This is a genomic window from Desertihabitans brevis, from assembly GCF_003327535.1.
Lineage (GTDB): Bacteria > Actinomycetota > Actinomycetes > Propionibacteriales > Propionibacteriaceae > Desertihabitans > Desertihabitans brevis.
In genome coordinates this window covers 31,309-48,505 of the sequence record NZ_QOUI01000012.1, presented here as the reverse complement: position 1 = coordinate 48,505, position 17,197 = coordinate 31,309, and the positions used below count along the sequence as shown (strand labels likewise).

Genomic DNA, 17,197 nt, shown 5'->3' with positions numbered 1-17,197 from the left:
CGTCCAGGCCGCCGAGCATGCCTTCACGAGGCCGCCATGTCCGACACCGCCACCTCGGAGCACCGCGAGCAGCTGATCCGCCTCGGGCTGCGCCGCACCGACCGCGAGACCGCCCTCAACGCACTCCGCGACTACCGGCAGCTGGTCCAGGACGGCCAGCACACCGAAGCCGGACGGCTCCTCGACCAGCTCCTCGACCAAGACCAGGAGACCACCCATGCCTGATCAGCCCGAGGTCACCACCAACGACAACCTCGACGTCGAGCTGTGCGGCCTCACCGGTCACGACTGGCGCCCGCACGAGTACACCCGCTTCAACCGGCCACACACGTCCTGGCGGTGCGTCTGGTGCCACGCCGTCGCCTGCGGCGACTACGCCGAGGCCGACCCCTGCTGGCTCCCGTACCACCACCGCGAGCCGCACCGCAGTCGCAACGGGGAGCAGTGGCCCATCGGAGGCAATCGCCGTGAGCACGCCTGACCTGCCAGTGCCTCGCGACGAAGCCGACCGCGAGCGGCTCCGCCAAGCCTGGTCAGCCGGCTGGGGCGCCGGAGCCGCCGCCATGGCCGGCAACGGCCGCCGCAGCAAGCCCAACCCCTACCAGAGACAGGAGGCGAGCTCGTCGTGAGCAGACGCATCCCGCGGGAGTTCGTCCCGCTCGACCAGAACTACCTCCGCGACCCCGCGATCCGCCGGGCAGGACCGGACGCCGAGCTGCTCTACCTCCGCGCCCTCGCCCACGCGAAGGCCGGCGGCACCGACGGGTTCATCGGCGACTATGACCTGCCCGTCGTCGCTGTCGCGATCAAGGTCCGCAACCCGACCAGCCTGGCCGACGCCCTCGTCCGAGAGGGGCTGTGGGTTGCGGTCGCCGGCGGCTGGCGAATCCGGTCGTGGACGAAGTGGAACATGACCGAGGCGGAGAAGGAGATCGAGCGGCAGAAGAAGCGTGACGCCGCGATCCTCACCAACCACCGCCGCTACCACAGCGAGGGGAAGACCGAGCCCGGCTGCCCCCACTGCCCCCCTCGTCTCGGAGTCGCATCGTGACCCGAACAGCGATCACTGCACCGCTCGCTATAGCGACCGCTCCTGCCTCGCTACCTGCTCGCAGAGGTAGAGGGAGAGGGAGAGGGAGAGGGAGACAAGAACACTCACCTCACGCTGTGGTTCAGAGCTGGGGTCACCTCCACAGAACCACTCACCTACCCAACGCGCGAGCACCCCGATGAGCCCCACCTACAGCCGCCAGCACGCCGCCGCGCTCGCCGAACTGCTCCGGCTTATCCGCCCCTCCTGGGACGCCCTCGCCACCATCAACGCCCTCCACGACGTCGCCGACCGACCACTCGCCGACGTCGCCCGCGCCGCCATCCTCACCGCCCAAGACCACGACGCCCGCACACCCCGCGCCATCACCTTCACCGACAGCGACCACTGGCGCTCCCTCACCGCCGACGCCCGACCCCAGCCCGTCCGCCGCACAGAGCAATGCCCACGCCACGAAGGCGGCACCGCAGGCCGCTGCCCCATGTGCCGCTCCGAACAGATCGCCCACACCACCACCGAGGAGACACCGTGAACCCGACCAGCAACACCCGCCTCCGCATCAACCTCAGCACCGGCCAGCGGTATGAGACCGACGTCCCTCGAGCCATCGCCGAAGAGATCCGCGACGACCTCCTCGCAGGTGACCCGGGCATCCTCGAAGGCCCCGACGGCGAGAGCTGGATCAACCCCGCGCACGTCGTCTCCATCGGCCTCCGCCCCACACCCACAGTCCAGACCGCGCACGTCGACACCGACGCGCCCCAGCGGGTGGCCGGCTCGTGAGCGACCCCACGCACCAGGCGCCCGGGGTGGGAGCCCACGCACTCTGCGGTGCCCGGACACGCTCGGGTGCCCCCTGCAGCAACCCGCCGATGCTCGGCCAGCGCCGGTGCCGGATGCACGGTGGCGCGTCGCCCCGGGCCCGCTCTCGGGCAGAGCGGACGCTGGCGGAGCAGCAGGCTGCGTTGGCTGCGACCCGGCTGGGTGTGCTGGTGGAGACGTCCCCGGAGCAGGCGCTGCTGGACGAGGTGCACCGGTGCGCCGGGATGATCGCCTACTACGGGCAGCGCGCCAGGGAGGTCGAGGCCGGCACCATCGACGGCGACCGGCCCAATCGTCTCGACCCCGACGACCCGCGAGAGACCCGCAGGGATCTCGTTTGGGGCATCACCCGGCAGAAGACCGGCGGGGAAGACGCGGGCACCACCGAGGAAGCCGCCCCGAACGTGTGGCTGAAGCTGTGGAATGAGGAACGGGACCGGCTCGTCCGTGTCGCCGCCGCCTGCCTGAAGGCCGGCATCGAGGAGCGGCGGGTCCGGATCGCTGAGGAGACCGGGTCGCTGGTCGCACAGGTGATCCGGCGGGTGCTGGACCGGCTCGAGCTGACCGAGCAGCAGCGCACCCTGGTGGGCACCGTCGTGCCGGACGAGCTCCGGGCGCTGGCGAGTGCGGAGGTCGGCCGATGAATCTGTTCACCGCCTTCGAGGCAGCACTGCGTGCCGCAGCCGCGACTGAGGCGGCGTTCGCGCAACTTACGGAGGATCAGCGCACCCGTGTGCTGGACCTCGCCCGGACCAGCCCGTACACGACCGCCGAGGCCATCCACCGCGTCCGCGCAGCCGACGAGAACACATGGCTCGCTGACGTGAGCGGCGCCTTCGAAGCGCTCACCGCCTTCGGTATCACGCTCGACCAGCCCCACCGCTGCACCCTGCTGCCCCGCGGTGCGACCGAGCCGTTCCTGCGGCCCGACATCCCCGCCCGCTGCGAGCAGGCCGCTCGGACGGCGGTGCTCCTGTGAACCGGCACGACGTCACCTGCGCGCTCGGCTGCCGCGACTGCGACTGCCCCTGCCACGACCAGGCGCCGCCCGAGCGGCCCCGCAAGCCCAAGCCCCACCCGACCACCCGCAAGGAGACCCGATGAAGACCTGCACCAGCTGTGGCCGGCCGCCCGAGTCCGTCTGCCAGCCCTGCCGCGACGGCAACCCGCCCACTCCGCCCGCCCGGCGAACCGAGGGCCAGAAGCCACGCAGGAACCGGCCCACCCTGGACCTGCTCGCCAAACTCCCCGATCTCGCCGTGGAGGTCGCCATGACAGCCCTGATCGGCGCCCCGAACCCCGGTGCTGAGCGCGGCCTCACAAGACGTTCAAAGCCTGGCTCCCGCCCACCGCTCGACCTCGCCTGCGTAGACGCCTTCCACCCCACCTCCGGTCTCCTGGCCCGGCTGTCCGACGTCCGGATCGCCGTTTGCCAGGAAGGCGAAGGTCCCGTGCCGGATCCGCTCGAGGCGTCGACGTGGGCGGCGGAGGTGGACTGGCTGCTCGCCGCCGCCCAAGCGTGGCAGGACGGGCGTGAGCTCGGGGAGTGGGTCACGTCGGAGGTCGCCGACATCCACCGTCAGTTGGCGCTGCTGGCCCGGACGCCGCAGCGGAAGCCAGACGTGTGCCGCACTCCCGGGTGCGGACACCCGATGCACCTGGGCCCCGGTGAGGCGTTCTACCGGTGCGACGCCGGGCACCAGCACGACGGGCCGCGGACGCTGCTGACGACGTACCGGCGTGGTCGGGCAATGTCGGCGAAGGAGGCGCGGGAGGATCCGAATCTGCGGCTGTCGCCTGCGACGATCAGTCGAGCGAAGGCGCGAGGGGACATCAAGCCGGCGCGGACGGATGTGGTGAAGGGCCGCCGGGTGGACTTCTGGTTGCCGTGGGATCTGGTGGGGTTGGTGCATCCCGATCTAGTGCGGTTGGTCGAGGAGCGGGAGGCCGGTGGGGACGCCGCCTAATATGTGTCTAGAGCCCTTGACTTGATCTGTCAAGGACTCTAGACTTACCATCATGAAGCGCAGGGACCTGATGAAGCAGATCGCCAAGCACGCCAAGGCCAACGGCCTCGACGTCACCACCCGCGAGGGCGGCAGCCACACCGTCGTCACCGTCGGCGAGAACTCCACCACCGTCCCCCGCCACAACGAGATCAACGAGATGACCGCCAAGGCCATCCTCAAGCAGATCGGAGCCACCAAGTGAACGTCACCGCAGTCGCCCGCCGCTCCGGCGGCTGGTGGGCCGTCGAAGTCCCCGAAGTCGAGGGCGTCTTCACCCAGGCCCGCCGCCTCGATCAGGTCCCCCACATGGTCACCGACGCCGTCGCCGCCCTGCTCGAGGTCGACCCCTCCACCATCCAGGTCACCCTCGCACCCCACACCGACGCCGACGACATCGTCGCCGCCGCACGCGAGGCCAAGGCTCAGGCCGACGCCGCCAACGCCCGAGCCTCCGACGCCACCCGGCAGGCCGTCCACGCACTCCTGTCCGCCAGCCTCACGGTCCGCGACGCCGGCACTCTCCTCGGCGTCTCCCCCCAGCGGGTGTCGCAGCTCGCCAACGGCGGCCCGGCATGAGCGACGGCGACAAGCCGGCCAAGCGGTCGCGCGATCTCACGCCGACCGGGACCACGTCGGACAACGACCAGACCAAGACCCGGCCGGACGACGACCAGATGAGCATCGGCGAGTACCGCCAGGCGATGAAGGACCCAGCGCTGCAGGACGAGCGTTACGAGCGCACAAAGGCCGCCATCGAAAAGAACCCGGCGATAGACGCGCTCAGGCAGATCGGTGAGGAGATGGCCAGCAAGGTGACTGCACCAGCCGCCGAGATCGCGGGCAAGGCTGCGCGTAACCCTTTCGAACGCGCTCGCGGCTCCATGGACCCGAAGCCGCCCTCCTGGTCGGTTCCCCCTCTGCCCGAGGTGAAGATTCGCCCACAAGTCGGCCCCGAGGACGTGGCCCGGCAGACGAAGGCGACCGTCGACGCCCTGCAGGAGTTGCAGGGCGAGATCAAGAACTCGAACGACGAGGCAACCGAAGCCGCAAAGAGCACTAAGCGTCTCAACAAGTTGGTGTTGCTGGTGGCCGTATTGACCTTGCTGGCCACGATCGCCGGTGTCGCCGTTACCATCTACACCTTCCACGCGGGCAACAACTGAGGATCGGGCGACTCTTCACGACGAGCCGCGGGTTGCTTACGCCGGTGTAACTCGTCTGCTATCGTTTTCAGCAAGACCGCTGCGCGCGCCCTGAAACAGGGAGCCGGGCGGTCTTCGCATGTCCGGGCTGGTCGCGACCGCAGGTCGCACAGCTGACCCGGACCTCCCACTGGCTCCGTCCGGCCCTGGTCACCCGCAGACACAGAACCGCCCGAGGGGCCCACGCTGCGCGAGCACAGGGCCGGACGCGAACCTCACTTCTCGCCGTCGTGCCGCCAATCGTCGGGCACGGTGAACGGCGACTCGATCCGACACCGGTTGCACCAAAACACCGCCTGAGCGGGTTCGACGCGCTGCTTATGGATCGATCCCTGCGGAGTCCGGAACGTCTGCGTGTACGGCCGCGGCGGGATCCGACGGACGAACTCGACGAACAGGGACCTGCAGCTGAGGCAGGCGAAGGTCGGGGCGGTCTGACTCATGGCCGGACCCTAGAGGAGGGCAGCCCCGTGACCGCGACCGCACCCAGCGTCTGGGAGTTCGCGGCGCGGACGTTCGAGCAGCCCGCCCGCCGCTGGGACACCCCTGGCGACCTGGCCCGCCACCTCGACCCGCGCACCGTGCAAACCCCGGCGCTCGACCTCATCGACACCGAACTCGTCCGGCTCCTCGACGTCCCCGACGGGCGGCTCATCATCAGCATGCCGCCGCAGGAGGGGAAGAGCACCCGGGTCGCGAAGGACTTCCCGACGTGGGTGCTCACCCAGCACCCCGACACCCGGATCGTCACCGCCTCCTACGCGCAAGGGCTGGCGAACCGGAACGGGCGCACCATCCGGAACAACCTGACCGCGCACCCCGAGCTCGGGCTGAAGATCGCCGCCGACAACGGCGCCGTGTCGGAGTGGCAGGTCGACGGCCAAGAGGGCGGCGTGCTGTCCGTGGGCGTCGGCGCCGGCTTGACTGGCCGGCCGGCGGATCTGCTGATCATCGACGACCCGATCAAGGACCGCCGGGAGGCGGACTCGGAGACGTTCCGCGAGAACGCTTGGAACTGGTGGACCGACGTCGCGTCCACCCGCCTCGCGCCCGGCGCGCCCGTCGTGCTGATCCTCACCCGCTGGCACGAGGACGACCTCGCGGGGAAGCTGCTCGCCGCTGAGGACGGGCACCTGTGGCGGGTGGTGAACATCCCCGCGCAGGCCGACCATGACCCCGCGAAGGGCGAGACGGATCCGCTCGGCCGGGAGCCGGGCGAGTTCATGATCTCGGCCCGCCGCGACAAGAAGGGCCGGCCCCGCGACGAGAAGGCGTGGGAGAAGATCCGGATCCGGTCCGGCGCCCGCACCTGGGCCAGCCTCTACCAGGGCCGCCCGTCCGCCGCTGAGGGCGACATGCTCAAGCGCCACTGGTGGCAGGAGTACTCGACGCCGATGTGGCTCGAGCGCGAGGACGGTGCACGGATCTGCCCCGACCCCGGGGTCGAACTCATCATCTCCGCCGACCTCGCGTTCAAGGACACCGCCAGCTCGGACTACGTCGCCATCCAGGTGTGGCTGCGGCGCGGCGCCGACGCCTACCTGCTCGACCAGACCCACGCCCGGCTCGACTTCGTCGCCACCTGCCGGGCGCTGCGGGAGACGGCGGCCCGCTGGCCGCAGGCACTGCTGAAGCTCGTCGAGGACAAGGCGAACGGGCCCGCGGTGATCGCCGCCCTGGGCCGCACCGTGCCGGGGATCGTGCCGGTCGAGCCGGAGGGTGGGAAGGTCGCCCGGGTCGCCGCGGTATCGCCAGTCATCGAGGCCCGGAACGTGTGGCTCCCCTCCCCCGAGCTGGCGCCATGGGTGGGCGAGTTCATCGAGGAGGCGGCCGCGTTCCCGAACGGCCGCCACGACGACCAGGTCGACGCGATGTCGCAGGCGCTGTACCGGCTGCTGGTGAAGCCGCTGCTGGACGACGACGACAGCCTGCACGTGCCCGACGAGTACGAGCTCCACGACGCCGTGGGCTACAGCATCAGCGAGTGGTGAGAGGGGGCTGGGATGCCGGACTGGACGCTGACCGAGAACGGCTACGCCCCCGCCGGCACAGTCCCGGCACGTGACTCGGTGGAGGCGCTGGAGACCGCGTGGCGGCTGGAGCAGCTGTCTGAGGCTCTCGCTGACGCGCAGGCGCTGCTCGCGAAGGACGATGCTGGGTGGGCTCGGCTCGGTGACGTCACCGCGGAGGAGACCCCCGAGGCGCGGAAGGCGCGGGTCGGCCGGGCGCGGCTGATGGCTGGCGCGAACGCGCTGATCAAGCGCGGCCTCGGCCTGCGGATCGGCTACATCTGGGGCCAGGGTGTCGAGCTGTCGATCCGGCAGGACGAGGACAGCCCCGTCGACGTCAACGCAGTCCTGCAGACGTTCCTCGACGACCCGTCAAACCGGGCCACGTTCACCGGCGCGGACGCCCGTGAGCGCCTGGAGCACACCCTCGGCACCGACGGCGAGCTCGGCCTGGCCTGCGACACGGACCCTGTGACCGGCCGGGTGCAGGTGCGGCGGGTGCCGGCGGAGCAGATCACCGACCGCATCACCGACCCGGAGGACGCCGCCACCGTCCGGTTCTACCGGCGCGAGTTCACCGTGCAGCCGCTGAACGTGGACGGCACGAAGGGCACCGCGCAGACCCGGGTGGTGTGGCATCCCGCGCTCGGCTACACCCCTCCCGTCGGGCAGCGGCAGCCGCAGATCGGCTGCAAGCCGGTCCGCTGGGACCAGCCGATCCGGTGGGTGTCGGTCAACCGGGTCGGCGAGTCCTGGCGAGGTGTCGGCGACGTCGAGGCGGCGCTGCCGTGGGCGAAGGCGTCGAAGGAGTTCCTCGAGCAGTGGGCGCTGCTGATGCGGGCGCTCACCCGGATCGCGTGGCGGGCCACCAGCAAGGGCGACAAGACCCAGCAGACCGCCCGCCAGATGCAGACCGCAGTCAGCCAGGACGTGGTCGGCGGCACCGCGGTCATGTCCCCCGGCCAGACCCTGGAAGCGGTGCCGAAGACCGGCGCGACGATCGACGCCGACTCCGGCCGGCCGCTGCAGATGATGGTCGCGTCCGCGCTCGGGGTGCCGGTGACGATGCTCCTCGGCGACCCGGGCGCCACCGGCGCCCGCGCTGTCGCGGAGACCCTGGACCAGCCGACCGAGCTGGAGATGGGCCGCCGCCGCAGGCTGTGGGCTGAGGTGATGCGCGACATCGTCGACCACGTCATCGACGCCGCCGTCATCGGGCTCCGCGGCCCGCTGCGGGGCACCGTGGTCCAGCAGGGCGACCGCCGCCTCGTCACCCTCCCCGAGGGCGCCTCACGGACCCTGGTCGTGGCGTGGCCGTCGTGGGACTCCACCAGCGTGGACGTGCTGATGAAGGCGATCGCGGCTGCCGACGGGACGGACACGGTGCCGCCGCTGGTGCTGCTCCGGCTGATCCTGCAGGCGTTCGGCGTCGACGACATCGACGAGATCATCAAGACCGTCACCGACGACCAGGGCCGGTTCGTGCCGCCGGCGGACGTCGTCGCACAAGCCCGCGCCGACGCCGACCAGGACGGGCAGGGGCTGTGACCTCGCTGACCTGGGTGCTGCTCGCCATCATCGGGTGGCTGATGGGCATCGTCGCCCTGCGTTCTCGAGGTTCGATCAGGCCCCTCAACCTGATCGTGGTGCTCTGGCCCATCATGATCCCCGTCGTCGCTGTAGTGATGGCTGCTCGGTGGCTGTGGGATCAGTTCCAGATCCGACGCACGCTCAACCGCGACTCGGCTGAGATGGAGCGCACCAACCACCGCGCCGCCCGTGAGCGTGAGCAGTTGGGCCTGGAGCCGAAAGCCTGGGTGCGCACTCGGTGGGGCCTGGCCTCGTTCCGCCGGCTGGAGCGCTGAGCGGTGGCGGTCACTGATCGGACGCTGCAGGCGCTGCGGGAGCTGCGGATCGAGCTCGACTCCACCGTCGATGCCGCCACTCGTGACCTCGCGGCCAACTGGTCACGGGCGTGGGACGAGCTCGCCGACGAGTTCGCCGCGGTGATCGACGCGCTCATCGCCGCCGGCGCCGACGGGGACTGGCCCACCCGCCGCCAGGTGACCCGAGCCCGCCGCGTCGCCGCCGCGCTGCAGCACGCCTCCGACGCGATCAGCGACCTCACCCAAGCAGCAGGGGTCACCGTCACCGAGGCGCTGCCGATGCTGACCGGCGCCGCTGAGGAGTGGGTGGAGACCATCGCCCGCACCCAGCTGCCCGCCGGCGTGACCGTGTCCTGGGACCGGGTCGACCGGGCCGCGCTCGACGCGATCGTCCGCCGCTCCACCGAGCAGATCACGTCACGGCTGCTCCCGCTGTCCGACGAGGCCGCTGGGGCGATGCGGTCGAGCCTGATCCGCGGGGTCGCCGTCGGGGACAACCCGCGCACCGCCGCCCGCCGGATGCTGCAGCGGGTCGAGGGCGACTTCAACGGCGGACGCCGCCGCGCCGAGACCATCGCCCGCACCGAGATGCTCGACGCCCACCGTGAGTCCGCTCGGCAGGCGCGGATGGCGAACAGCGATCTGCTGGCCGGGTGGACGTGGCAGGCGACCCTGGACGCCCGCACCTGTCCGGCGTGCATCAGCCGCCACGGCACCGAGCACCCGGCGGGGACGCCCGGCCCGGAGGGACACCCACAGTGCCGGTGCACCAGCCTGCCGGTGACGAAGTCGTGGCGGGACCTCGGCATCGCCCTGGACGAGCCGGACGACGTCGAGCAGCCGACCGGGCGCGAGTGGTTCGACGCTCAGCCCGAGGCGGTGCAGAGGCAGATCATGGGCCCGGAGCGGCTCCGCCGTCTCCAGGCAGGGGACCTTGCCTGGTCGGATCTGGCGGTGCGCCGGACCAACGCGGACTGGCGTCCCTCGTGGCAGGTCGCGCCACTCGGTCCCGGAACCACGACGCGCCGCCAACGGGCCGCGTAGCCGACACCGCCAGGCAGCGGGCGCACTCGTACCGCTCCAGCGACCCGTCCACGCCGGCGACGACCTCAGCGAGCCGCCACGCGTGCTCGCATCCCTGATCCACACCAGCACCCTAGGAGGTCCCGATGGAGATCAGCGAGAAGGAGTACCGCCGGATCCTGCTCCACGAGTCCGCCCCGGCGGTGGAGACGTCCCGCGCCATCGTCGCCGAGGCCGGCGTCTCCCTCGTCCGCGAGGCCAGCCAGCCCGACAACGGCGCCCGCCGGTACTCCGCCCGCATCCTCGAGGCCGACGTGTGGGGCTCGTCCGGGCACTACCCCACCCGCACCCTCTCCGAGGCCGCGAAGAGCCGCGTGTTCGCCGCCGGCATCCCGGTCTACCTCGACCACCCGGGCAGCACCGAGGCGATGGACCGGCCCGAGCGGTCGGTGCGGGACATGGCCGGGAAGCTCGTCACCGACGCGGTGATGGAGTCCGACGGGCTCCACGCCGAGATCGAGTTCTACCCGCACATGGCCCCGGTCGTGGAGGCGATGGCCGGCGACGTCGGCCTGTCGATCCGGGCGTTCGCCGAGGCCGAGCCGGGTGAGGCCGCCGGCCGCAAGGGGATGCTGATCACCCGCATCACCGAGGCGCTGTCGGTCGACGTCGTCACGAAGGCCGGCGCCGGAGGCAAGCTGATCAGCCTGCTCGAGTCCGCCCGCGGCGGGACGCTGACCCGGGAGACGGCCACCGACGACGAGCGGGACTCCCTGACCCGTGTGCTGCCCCGCCGCGCATGGCTCCGCGACTTCGACCCGGCCGCCCGCCTCGTCTGGTTCACCCGCTACGACGAGCCCGACGACCGCTCCCGCACCTGGCAGCAGGCCTACACCCTCACCGACGGCGTCGCGACCCTCACCGGCAGCCCCGTCGAGGTCCGCGTCATCACCACCTACCAGCCGATCACCGACCCGAGCAGCACGCCCGCCAGCGAAGCGGGCGCCCCGACCACCCCTGCCAGCTCGGCCGGGGCCAACCCACAGGAGCACACGATGGAGATCACCGAGGCGGACTACGCCACGCTGACCGAGCGTGCCAACCGGGCGGACCAGCTCGCGGCCGAGCTCGCCCAGCTGAACGCCCGGCAGGCCGCCGAGCAGCGGGCCGTGACCCCGCTGGCCGAGGCCAACCTGCCCGACACCCTCAGTCGGCGGGCGCTCGCCGAGGCGCTGCGGGACCTCAAGCTCACCGAGGCCGGCGTCCTCGACGAGGAGGCGTTCGACACGCGCCTGACCGAGACGATCAAGGCCGAGACCGACCTGCTGGCCGAGATCACCCCCGACCGCAAGGTCACCGGCTTCGGCGCCGCCGAGTCCGCCCCCACCAGCAGCAGCCAGCCCCAGGTGAACCCGTGGGGCCGTCAGATCAAGGAGGCCTGATCATGGCCAAGAACATCATCTTCGACCAGGCCGACCAGCTGTCGCTGCCGGTCCGGGCCGGCACCAAGTCCGGCGACCCGGTCCGCGTCGGCGGGCTCAACGGCGTCGCGCTCACCGACCGCGCCTCCGCGTCCGCCACCCCGGACCCGGTCCGCGGCCCCGCGGTGAACCTCAACCCCGACGGGCACGCCTCGGTGAAGCTGAACGGCGCCGCCGAGTTCACCGTCGACTTCGCCGTCGCCAACGTCGGCGACCCGGTCTACATCACCGCCGACGGCGCCCTCTCCGGCGCCGCCACGGACAACAGCCTGTTCGGGCACGCCCTCACCACCAAGACCGCGCCCTCCGGGCCGCTGACCGTTCGCATCGCGAACTGACCAGGAGCACATCATGAGCATGCAGCTGATCAACGGGCAGGCCTCGGAGAGCGCCGCCGAGGACGGGTTCTTCGACGGCACCGTCTCCCCGCGCCGGTTCCAGGTCGCGGAGGCCTTCCGGGACCAGACCGCCGCCTTCATGCGCGAGGCGTTCGCCGGCCGGAAGTCGGAGAAGGAGCTGCGGGAGGCGTTCTCCACCAGCGACTTCACCCTGGCCGCGTACGCCCAGGTCGACTCCGAGACCCTGCAGCAGTACCAGGAGCAGCCGTCGGTGTGGCGGCAGTACACCGACATCACCACGGTCAACGACTTCCGCCCGAAGCGGCTGATGGACCGCTGGTCCAACATCCTCGGGCTGAAGCTGGTGCCCGAGCTGACCGAGTACCCCACCGGCGCCGGTCAGGACCACGAGAACTGGTGGATCAACGTCGCGAAGTACGGCCTCCGCGACGCCATCAGCTTCGAGGCGATGAAGAACAACGAGGCGATCGACGAGCTCGAGGCCATCCCGACCCGGTTCGCCCGGGCCGCGGCCGAGACCGAGACGATCAACGCGCTGGCGAACCTGCTGAAGATCGACCCGAAGACCAACCTGGCCTCCGACGTCAACACCGACTTCTTCAAGACGGCGAACGGCAACGCCCCCACCGCGCTGCCGCTGACCGCCGCCAACCTGGACACGGTGCTGACCGCGATGGCGCAGCGGAAGTCCCGCCAGGGCCGCCACGTCGCCCGCCCCCAGCTCCAGGTGGTGATCCCGACGTCGCTGGAGCCGCAGATGCAGCGCATCCAGGCGCTGCGGGAGATCCGGGAGACCGACGGCACCACCGAGTCGGTGTACGACAACTTCCTGCGGACCACCGACTACGTCGTCGAGCCGATGCTGGACGTCATCAACACCAACGCGAAGGCCGCCACGACCTGGTTCGTGCTGCCCAAGCCCGGCCAGGCCCGCCCGGCGTCGTTCGCGGCGTTCCTCCGCGGCTACGAGACCCCCGACCTGCGGGTCAAGGTGTCGACCGGGCAGCGGGTCGGCGGCGGGAACATCAGCCCGCTCGAGGGCTCGTTCGAGGTGGACGACATCCAGCACCGGGTGCGTCACATCGTCGGCCACCAGCACGGCGACCCGACGTTCACCTACGTCTCCCGCGGCTCCTGACCGACCGGCGGCCTGCCCTCAACCCCCCGACGGGGGCAGGCCGCCGGTCCTCTCCCCAGGCCTGGTGGTGGGCGTCAACTCGCACAAGTCGGCGCACCCGGTGGGGCACTTCTGCGCGTGCGAGAAGGCGGACTGAGGGTGCCCTGGCCAGGACCGGCCGGGCAGGCGCCGACGCCCTCCTTTCCACCCTCCTCGACGGACGACCTGCGCCCACCACCAACACCCTCCGGGAGGACAGCGATGGCGATCGACTACGACCCGACCAGCGACCGCGGCTACCTCCGCCTCCTCATCTCCGACCTCGGCGACACCCCGGTCTTCGACGACCAGGAGCTCGACGCGATCCTCGCCCGCACCCGGGGCCCGAAACGGGCCGCCGCGGAGGCGCTGCTGATCATCGCCGGCAACGAGGCCCGGCTGTCGAAGAAGATCACCACCCAGGATCTGTCGACCGACGGGCCGGCGCTGGCCCGGGAGCTCCGCGAGCAGGCGGCAGCGCTCCGCGCTGACGCCGACGCCGAGGACGCCGACGCCGACTGGGGGTTCACCGTCACCGGCGGTGAGCGCCCCACCCGAGGCTGGCCGGAGCTGGTGGAGGAGCCGGTGCGGCCGTGGTGTCCGTGGTGAGGCCCGGCTACCGCAGCCCGATCCGGCCCGGCTTCCAGGTGATCCCGGACGGCTGGGAAGCCCACCACACCCCGACCGCGGCCGGTCAGGCCACCGGACGCGGCCGGCTGGTCCGCCGAGGTGATCTGGTGTTTGACCCGGCGACCAACACCCAGACCCACACGTGGGAGCAGGTGTGGCCCGCCGACGCCGAGGACACCCCGATCCGGGTGCAGCAGCTGAACCGCACCCGGACCGACGACGTCGCCGACCAGGAGATCACCGACCACGACTACCGGGTGATGTTCCCCCGCGGCTGCGACGCCGCAGAGGTCGGTCTGTACGTGGAGGTCACCGCCGCCAGCGACGGCCAGCTGGTCGGGCAGCGGCTGCGGGTGACCGACGTCCTGCTCGGCACGCTGCGCTGGCAGCGGGACCTGATCTGCACCGACGACGTCGGCTGATGTTCCTCCGCGTCGAGATCCGCGGCTACTACGTCGAGATCGGCCGCAAGGACGAAGAGCACCCCACCGAGCAGAACGGGCCGCCGGTCGACACCCCCTACCCGATGCAGGCCCCTGTGGGGTTCCGGCAGCAGCCCTACCCCGGATGGCTGGAGGAGGACCGCGATGCCCGCTGACGTGTCCGACCTCCGCCGGCTGGCCCGGGACCTGCGCCGCGGCGCAGCCGGCATGGAGCTGCTGGTGCAGAAGGTGGTGGCGAAGACCGCCCTCGACATCGAGGCCGACGCCAAGCGGCTCGCACCCGTCGATACCGGCGCTCTGCGGAACTCCATCGGCCACGACCTCACCGAGGACAAGCTCGGCGCCGAGGTCGGCCCGACGGTCGACTATGCCGAGTACGTCGAGTTCGGCACGTCACGGCAGGCGCCCCAGCCCTACTTGCACCCGGCCGCCGACCGCCGCCTCCCAGCCTTCGAGAAGGCGCTGGAGAACATCCTGGACCGGCTCACGTGAACCTCCACACGCTCACCGAGACCATCTGGCAGCACCTCAAGGCCGAGACCAGCTACACCGCCATGGACGGCCAGGTCATCGACGCCGTCCCCGACGTGGCCTACGTCGTGTTCTACCCCGGCGCCGGCTGGGCCCGCGGCCGCCGTGCCGCCGACCTTGCTTCGGCGCTGCGGACCCCGTTCCAGCTGACCTGCGCCGGCTGGTCCCGCGAACAGGCCGCCAACACCGTCGAGATCGTCCGCAGCCGCTTCACCGGATGGCGCCCCTTCCCTGATCTGCCGTCTGCCGGCCGCTGCGTCGAGGACGACACCGGCATGACCCTCCAACGCGACGACAGCGACTCCGGCCCGCCCCGGTTCTGGCTGCCGCTCCGCTTCCACATCGCCACCGTCAGGAGCCCTCAGTGAGCCGACCCGAGTACGTCCGCGTGTCCGTGCCCGGCGGGCACACCACCAAGCCCGCCGTGTACGCCCGCGCCCACAACCTGACCGTGCTCAAGCAGCCCGCGACCAACACCGCAGGCGACCCGCTGCCGGACAAGCCCAGGCAGCCCAAGAACACCCCCACCACCTCCGGTGAGGGCAGCCAGGCCAGCCCGGCCACCACCATCAGCACCGCCGACCAGGCCGAGGAGGCCACATCATGACCCTGTACTTCCCGGAGGCCGTGAACGCGCTCAGCCGCGAGACGGTCCTGTACGTGCCCACCCTCGCCGACGTCGAGGCGATGACCACGGCGGAGGCGACCGGCGCCGGCGCCATCAACATCACCTGCGCGATCCGCCAGTTCAACGCGACCGCCACCCAGGCGAAGACGAAGAAGTACCGGCTGTGCTCGAAGCAGGGCTTCGACAGCCTGGGTCGGGTCGAGTGGACGGTGGAGCAGCTGACCTTCATCGACGACCCGCAGGCCGACGACGACGACCCCGAGTACGCGCACAAGAGCCTGGTCGAGGGCACCACCGGCTACCTGATCCGCCGCCGCGGTCTCGACTCCGCCCCGGGCGAGTTCGTCGACTTCGCCGCCGGGCAGCGCTACATCGCCTACCCCGTCCAGTTCGGCGTCCGGATCCCGAACGCGGTGAACCCGGAGGAGGACGGGCAGGAGTTCGAGTACATGCAGGAGATCGGCGTCACCGGGCCCGTCGTCGACGGCGTCGTCGCCGGAGCCTGACCCCAAGTCCGGTGGGTGCGGTTCTTGCTCGGGGCCGCACCCACCTTCCCCCGGCGTGCTGGGCACCTTCCCCGGCTCAGCAAGCCACACCCGACCCACCAACCCGAGCACCCGAGCACAGGAGAACCCGAGCATGATCCTGCACGTCAACCCCGACCTCGACGACTACAGCCCCGTCGACGGCACCCGCTGGTGCGTCGAAAACCACATCGACCCTTACCGCAGCACCCGCATCTTTATCGACACCGAGACCAGGAAGATGTACGTCCAGTACATCGCCAGTCCAGCCGACCAGACCGAGGGCGTTCCGGACTCCGTGAAGCCGGAGGACGTCGGACTTACCATCGGCTACAGCGACGCCCTGCAGCTACCGCTGTTGGTCGCGGAAGTCGTGCAACCGCTCGTGTCGATGCCGCCCGCCTCGATCTGCCGGGAGGTGCAGGCATGAGCAACCGGAAGAAGCTGGCGTCGGAGCGGCTGTCCGCCCGCCAGCGTGAACTGACCTTCTCGATCCTGCTGGACGAGGACACCCGCACCGAGCTCGACCGCCTCACCGCCGAGCGGGCGCGGCTGCTGGACCCGCCCGGCAAGAAGCGGGCCGCCACGGCGAACGTCGACACCAGCGCCATCGACGCGCTGATCGAGCAGGCGGAGCAGGCCGTGTGGGAGAACACGCTGCGGATGGTGTTCAAGGACGTCGGGAACCGCCGCTACGAGGAGATCCTCGCCGACTACCCCGACCCGGACCCGGAGACCGACAAGACCGGCGAGGCCCGCGAGCACGTCCGCCGCCAGTTCATCGACGCGCTCGCCGCGGCCGGCTTCCAGGGCGCCTGGATCGGGGACGAGCCGACCGACGACACCTGGCCGGACCTGGCCGACAGCCTCGGCTTCGGGGAGATGCAGTCGCTGCGGGCGAAGGTGCAGACCCTCAACCTGACCACCGCACCCTCCGTCCCTTTCGAGTCGAAGCCCTCCGCCAAGACCCGCTGACCCGCCGCGAGGTCACCCTGGCCCGCACCCTCGGCACCTCCCGCCGCAGGGTGCGGGGCTGGGAACCCCGCCAACGCACCACCGTCACCTCCTGGGACGACGAGGGCCGTCCCACCGAGTGGGTGACCACCCGCGAACCCGAGTACAACGCCGACGACCTCGCCTGGTTCCACGCGCTCGCCGAGTACGAGGCCGACCTCCACACCTGCGGCCGACCCCTGTCGGAGTCGTTGAAGCGCGAGGGACACACCGGACCCAAGTACGTCGTCGGTGAGGCGATCTGCCGAGCGTGCATGGCGCTGGACTCCCACCTGGCGAAGCGGGCCGCCGCCGACAAGGCCATCCGCGACAAGGGCTTCCACCCAGAGGCGTACCGGCAGTACTCGATCCACACCGAGGACGAGATGGCCGCCATCGTCGCCGCCCAACAACTGCACAGCGAGCACCACGACTGACCGGGAAGGGGGT

General features: G+C 71.1%; 30 protein-coding genes and 1 pseudogene. 30 read left to right on the top strand and 1 reads right to left on the bottom strand.

All coding sequences use genetic code 11. From position 1 onward, the window contains the following. Positions 1-36 precede the first annotated feature (36 nt). From DT076_RS16720 to DT076_RS16670, 13 genes and pseudogenes are all read left to right on the top strand, one after another. The gene (locus tag DT076_RS16720) at positions 37-225 is read left to right on the top strand and encodes a hypothetical protein (RefSeq protein ID WP_114127849.1); all 189 of its coding nucleotides are present in this window, start codon (positions 37-39) and stop codon (positions 223-225) included. Next, positions 218-481 carry a hypothetical protein gene (locus DT076_RS16715; RefSeq protein WP_114127848.1) on the top strand — a complete coding sequence of 88 codons (264 nt, stop codon included), beginning with the start codon at positions 218-220 and terminating at the stop codon, positions 479-481. The genes DT076_RS16720 and DT076_RS16715 overlap by 8 nt, the downstream gene beginning before the upstream one ends. Positions 482-625: 144 nt before the next feature. Next, entirely contained in the window at positions 626-1,051 is a 426-nt protein-coding gene (locus DT076_RS16710) for a hypothetical protein (protein WP_114127847.1), read from the top strand. Positions 1,052-1,229: 178 nt separating this feature from the next. After that, positions 1,230-1,583, top strand: coding sequence for a hypothetical protein (locus DT076_RS16705; RefSeq protein WP_114127846.1), 354 nt, complete (start codon positions 1,230-1,232; stop codon positions 1,581-1,583). Then, the gene (locus tag DT076_RS16700; RefSeq protein WP_114127845.1) at positions 1,580-1,834 is read left to right on the top strand and encodes a hypothetical protein; all 255 of its coding nucleotides are present in this window, start codon (positions 1,580-1,582) and stop codon (positions 1,832-1,834) included. The genes DT076_RS16705 and DT076_RS16700 overlap by 4 nt, the downstream gene beginning before the upstream one ends. After that, positions 1,831-1,959 (top strand): annotated as a pseudogene (locus DT076_RS20465) (HGGxSTG domain-containing protein); the annotation flags it as partial. The gene DT076_RS16700 and the pseudogene DT076_RS20465, both read left to right, overlap by 4 nt. A gap of 57 nt (positions 1,960-2,016) precedes the next feature. Beyond that, the gene (locus DT076_RS16695; RefSeq protein ID WP_158548180.1) at positions 2,017-2,517 is read left to right on the top strand and encodes a hypothetical protein; all 501 of its coding nucleotides are present in this window, start codon (positions 2,017-2,019) and stop codon (positions 2,515-2,517) included. Further along, positions 2,514-2,852 (top strand): hypothetical protein, encoded by a 339-nt coding sequence (locus DT076_RS16690; protein WP_114127843.1) that lies wholly within the window; start codon positions 2,514-2,516, stop codon positions 2,850-2,852. Before DT076_RS16695 ends, DT076_RS16690 begins: the two co-directional genes overlap by 4 nt. After that, positions 2,849-2,977 carry a hypothetical protein gene (locus DT076_RS20285; RefSeq protein ID WP_267896840.1) on the top strand — a complete coding sequence of 43 codons (129 nt, stop codon included), beginning with the start codon at positions 2,849-2,851 and terminating at the stop codon, positions 2,975-2,977. Before DT076_RS16690 ends, DT076_RS20285 begins: the two co-directional genes overlap by 4 nt. Next, the gene (locus DT076_RS16685) at positions 2,974-3,840 is read left to right on the top strand and encodes a hypothetical protein (protein WP_114127842.1); all 867 of its coding nucleotides are present in this window, start codon (positions 2,974-2,976) and stop codon (positions 3,838-3,840) included. The genes DT076_RS20285 and DT076_RS16685 overlap by 4 nt, the downstream gene beginning before the upstream one ends. Before the next feature lie 52 nt (positions 3,841-3,892). Then, positions 3,893-4,084 (top strand): type II toxin-antitoxin system HicA family toxin, encoded by a 192-nt coding sequence (locus DT076_RS16680; RefSeq protein ID WP_114127841.1) that lies wholly within the window; start codon positions 3,893-3,895, stop codon positions 4,082-4,084. Continuing rightward, entirely contained in the window at positions 4,081-4,458 is a 378-nt protein-coding gene (locus DT076_RS20280) for a type II toxin-antitoxin system HicB family antitoxin (protein ID WP_114127840.1), read from the top strand. The genes DT076_RS16680 and DT076_RS20280 overlap by 4 nt, the downstream gene beginning before the upstream one ends. Then, a complete protein-coding gene (locus DT076_RS16670; protein WP_114127839.1) occupies positions 4,455-5,045 on the top strand; it encodes a hypothetical protein in 591 nt (196 codons plus the stop codon). Before DT076_RS20280 ends, DT076_RS16670 begins: the two co-directional genes overlap by 4 nt. Positions 5,046-5,299: 254 nt before the next feature. Here DT076_RS16670 and DT076_RS20110 read toward each other — a convergent pair whose 3' ends face one another. Next, a complete protein-coding gene (locus tag DT076_RS20110; RefSeq protein ID WP_233494026.1) occupies positions 5,300-5,527 on the bottom strand; it encodes a hypothetical protein in 228 nt (75 codons plus the stop codon). Between the two features lie 27 nt (positions 5,528-5,554). On the opposite strand from DT076_RS20110, the gene terL reads away from it, so the two are divergent. From terL to DT076_RS16590, 17 genes are all read left to right on the top strand, one after another. Next, a complete protein-coding gene (gene terL, locus DT076_RS16665) occupies positions 5,555-7,075 on the top strand; it encodes a phage terminase large subunit (protein ID WP_233494025.1) in 1,521 nt (506 codons plus the stop codon). A 12-nt stretch (positions 7,076-7,087) separates the two neighbouring features. After that, on the top strand, positions 7,088-8,641 hold the full coding sequence (locus tag DT076_RS16660) for a hypothetical protein (protein ID WP_114127837.1): 1,554 nt from the start codon (positions 7,088-7,090) through the stop codon (positions 8,639-8,641). Further along, on the top strand, positions 8,638-8,958 hold the full coding sequence (locus DT076_RS16655) for a hypothetical protein (protein ID WP_114127836.1): 321 nt from the start codon (positions 8,638-8,640) through the stop codon (positions 8,956-8,958). Before DT076_RS16660 ends, DT076_RS16655 begins: the two co-directional genes overlap by 4 nt. A 3-nt stretch (positions 8,959-8,961) precedes the next feature. After that, positions 8,962-10,023, top strand: a complete 1,062-nt coding sequence (locus DT076_RS16650; protein WP_114127835.1) for a phage minor head protein — start codon at positions 8,962-8,964, stop codon at positions 10,021-10,023. A 125-nt stretch (positions 10,024-10,148) separates the two neighbouring features. Next, complete coding sequence (locus DT076_RS19480; protein ID WP_158548179.1) at positions 10,149-11,444, top strand: hypothetical protein; 1,296 nt, start codon at positions 10,149-10,151, stop codon at positions 11,442-11,444. Between the two features lie 2 nt (positions 11,445-11,446). Next, complete coding sequence (locus tag DT076_RS19475; protein WP_158548178.1) at positions 11,447-11,821, top strand: DUF2190 family protein; 375 nt, start codon at positions 11,447-11,449, stop codon at positions 11,819-11,821. A 13-nt stretch (positions 11,822-11,834) separates the two neighbouring features. Then, positions 11,835-12,980, top strand: coding sequence for a phage major capsid protein (locus DT076_RS16635; RefSeq protein ID WP_114127834.1), 1,146 nt, complete (start codon positions 11,835-11,837; stop codon positions 12,978-12,980). A gap of 240 nt (positions 12,981-13,220) precedes the next feature. Continuing rightward, complete coding sequence (locus tag DT076_RS16630; protein WP_114127833.1) at positions 13,221-13,607, top strand: hypothetical protein; 387 nt, start codon at positions 13,221-13,223, stop codon at positions 13,605-13,607. Beyond that, positions 13,592-14,050, top strand: a complete 459-nt coding sequence (locus tag DT076_RS16625; protein WP_114127832.1) for a DUF6093 family protein — start codon at positions 13,592-13,594, stop codon at positions 14,048-14,050. Before DT076_RS16630 ends, DT076_RS16625 begins: the two co-directional genes overlap by 16 nt. Continuing rightward, on the top strand, positions 14,050-14,226 hold the full coding sequence (locus DT076_RS19470) for a hypothetical protein (protein ID WP_158548177.1): 177 nt from the start codon (positions 14,050-14,052) through the stop codon (positions 14,224-14,226). Before DT076_RS16625 ends, DT076_RS19470 begins: the two co-directional genes overlap by 1 nt. After that, the gene (locus tag DT076_RS16620; protein WP_114127831.1) at positions 14,216-14,563 is read left to right on the top strand and encodes an HK97-gp10 family putative phage morphogenesis protein; all 348 of its coding nucleotides are present in this window, start codon (positions 14,216-14,218) and stop codon (positions 14,561-14,563) included. The genes DT076_RS19470 and DT076_RS16620 overlap by 11 nt, the downstream gene beginning before the upstream one ends. Further along, a complete protein-coding gene (locus DT076_RS16615; protein WP_114127830.1) occupies positions 14,560-14,970 on the top strand; it encodes a hypothetical protein in 411 nt (136 codons plus the stop codon). Before DT076_RS16620 ends, DT076_RS16615 begins: the two co-directional genes overlap by 4 nt. Further along, positions 14,967-15,209, top strand: a complete 243-nt coding sequence (locus DT076_RS16610; RefSeq protein ID WP_114127829.1) for a hypothetical protein — start codon at positions 14,967-14,969, stop codon at positions 15,207-15,209. The genes DT076_RS16615 and DT076_RS16610 overlap by 4 nt, the downstream gene beginning before the upstream one ends. Next, entirely contained in the window at positions 15,206-15,736 is a 531-nt protein-coding gene (locus DT076_RS16605; RefSeq protein ID WP_114127828.1) for a phage tail tube protein, read from the top strand. The genes DT076_RS16610 and DT076_RS16605 overlap by 4 nt, the downstream gene beginning before the upstream one ends. A 133-nt stretch (positions 15,737-15,869) precedes the next feature. Then, positions 15,870-16,184, top strand: coding sequence for a hypothetical protein (locus DT076_RS16600; protein ID WP_114127827.1), 315 nt, complete (start codon positions 15,870-15,872; stop codon positions 16,182-16,184). Continuing rightward, positions 16,181-16,729, top strand: coding sequence for a hypothetical protein (locus DT076_RS16595; protein WP_114127826.1), 549 nt, complete (start codon positions 16,181-16,183; stop codon positions 16,727-16,729). The genes DT076_RS16600 and DT076_RS16595 overlap by 4 nt, the downstream gene beginning before the upstream one ends. A gap of 50 nt (positions 16,730-16,779) precedes the next feature. Next, entirely contained in the window at positions 16,780-17,184 is a 405-nt protein-coding gene (locus DT076_RS16590) for a hypothetical protein (RefSeq protein WP_114127825.1), read from the top strand. Positions 17,185-17,197: the final 13 nt, after the last annotated feature.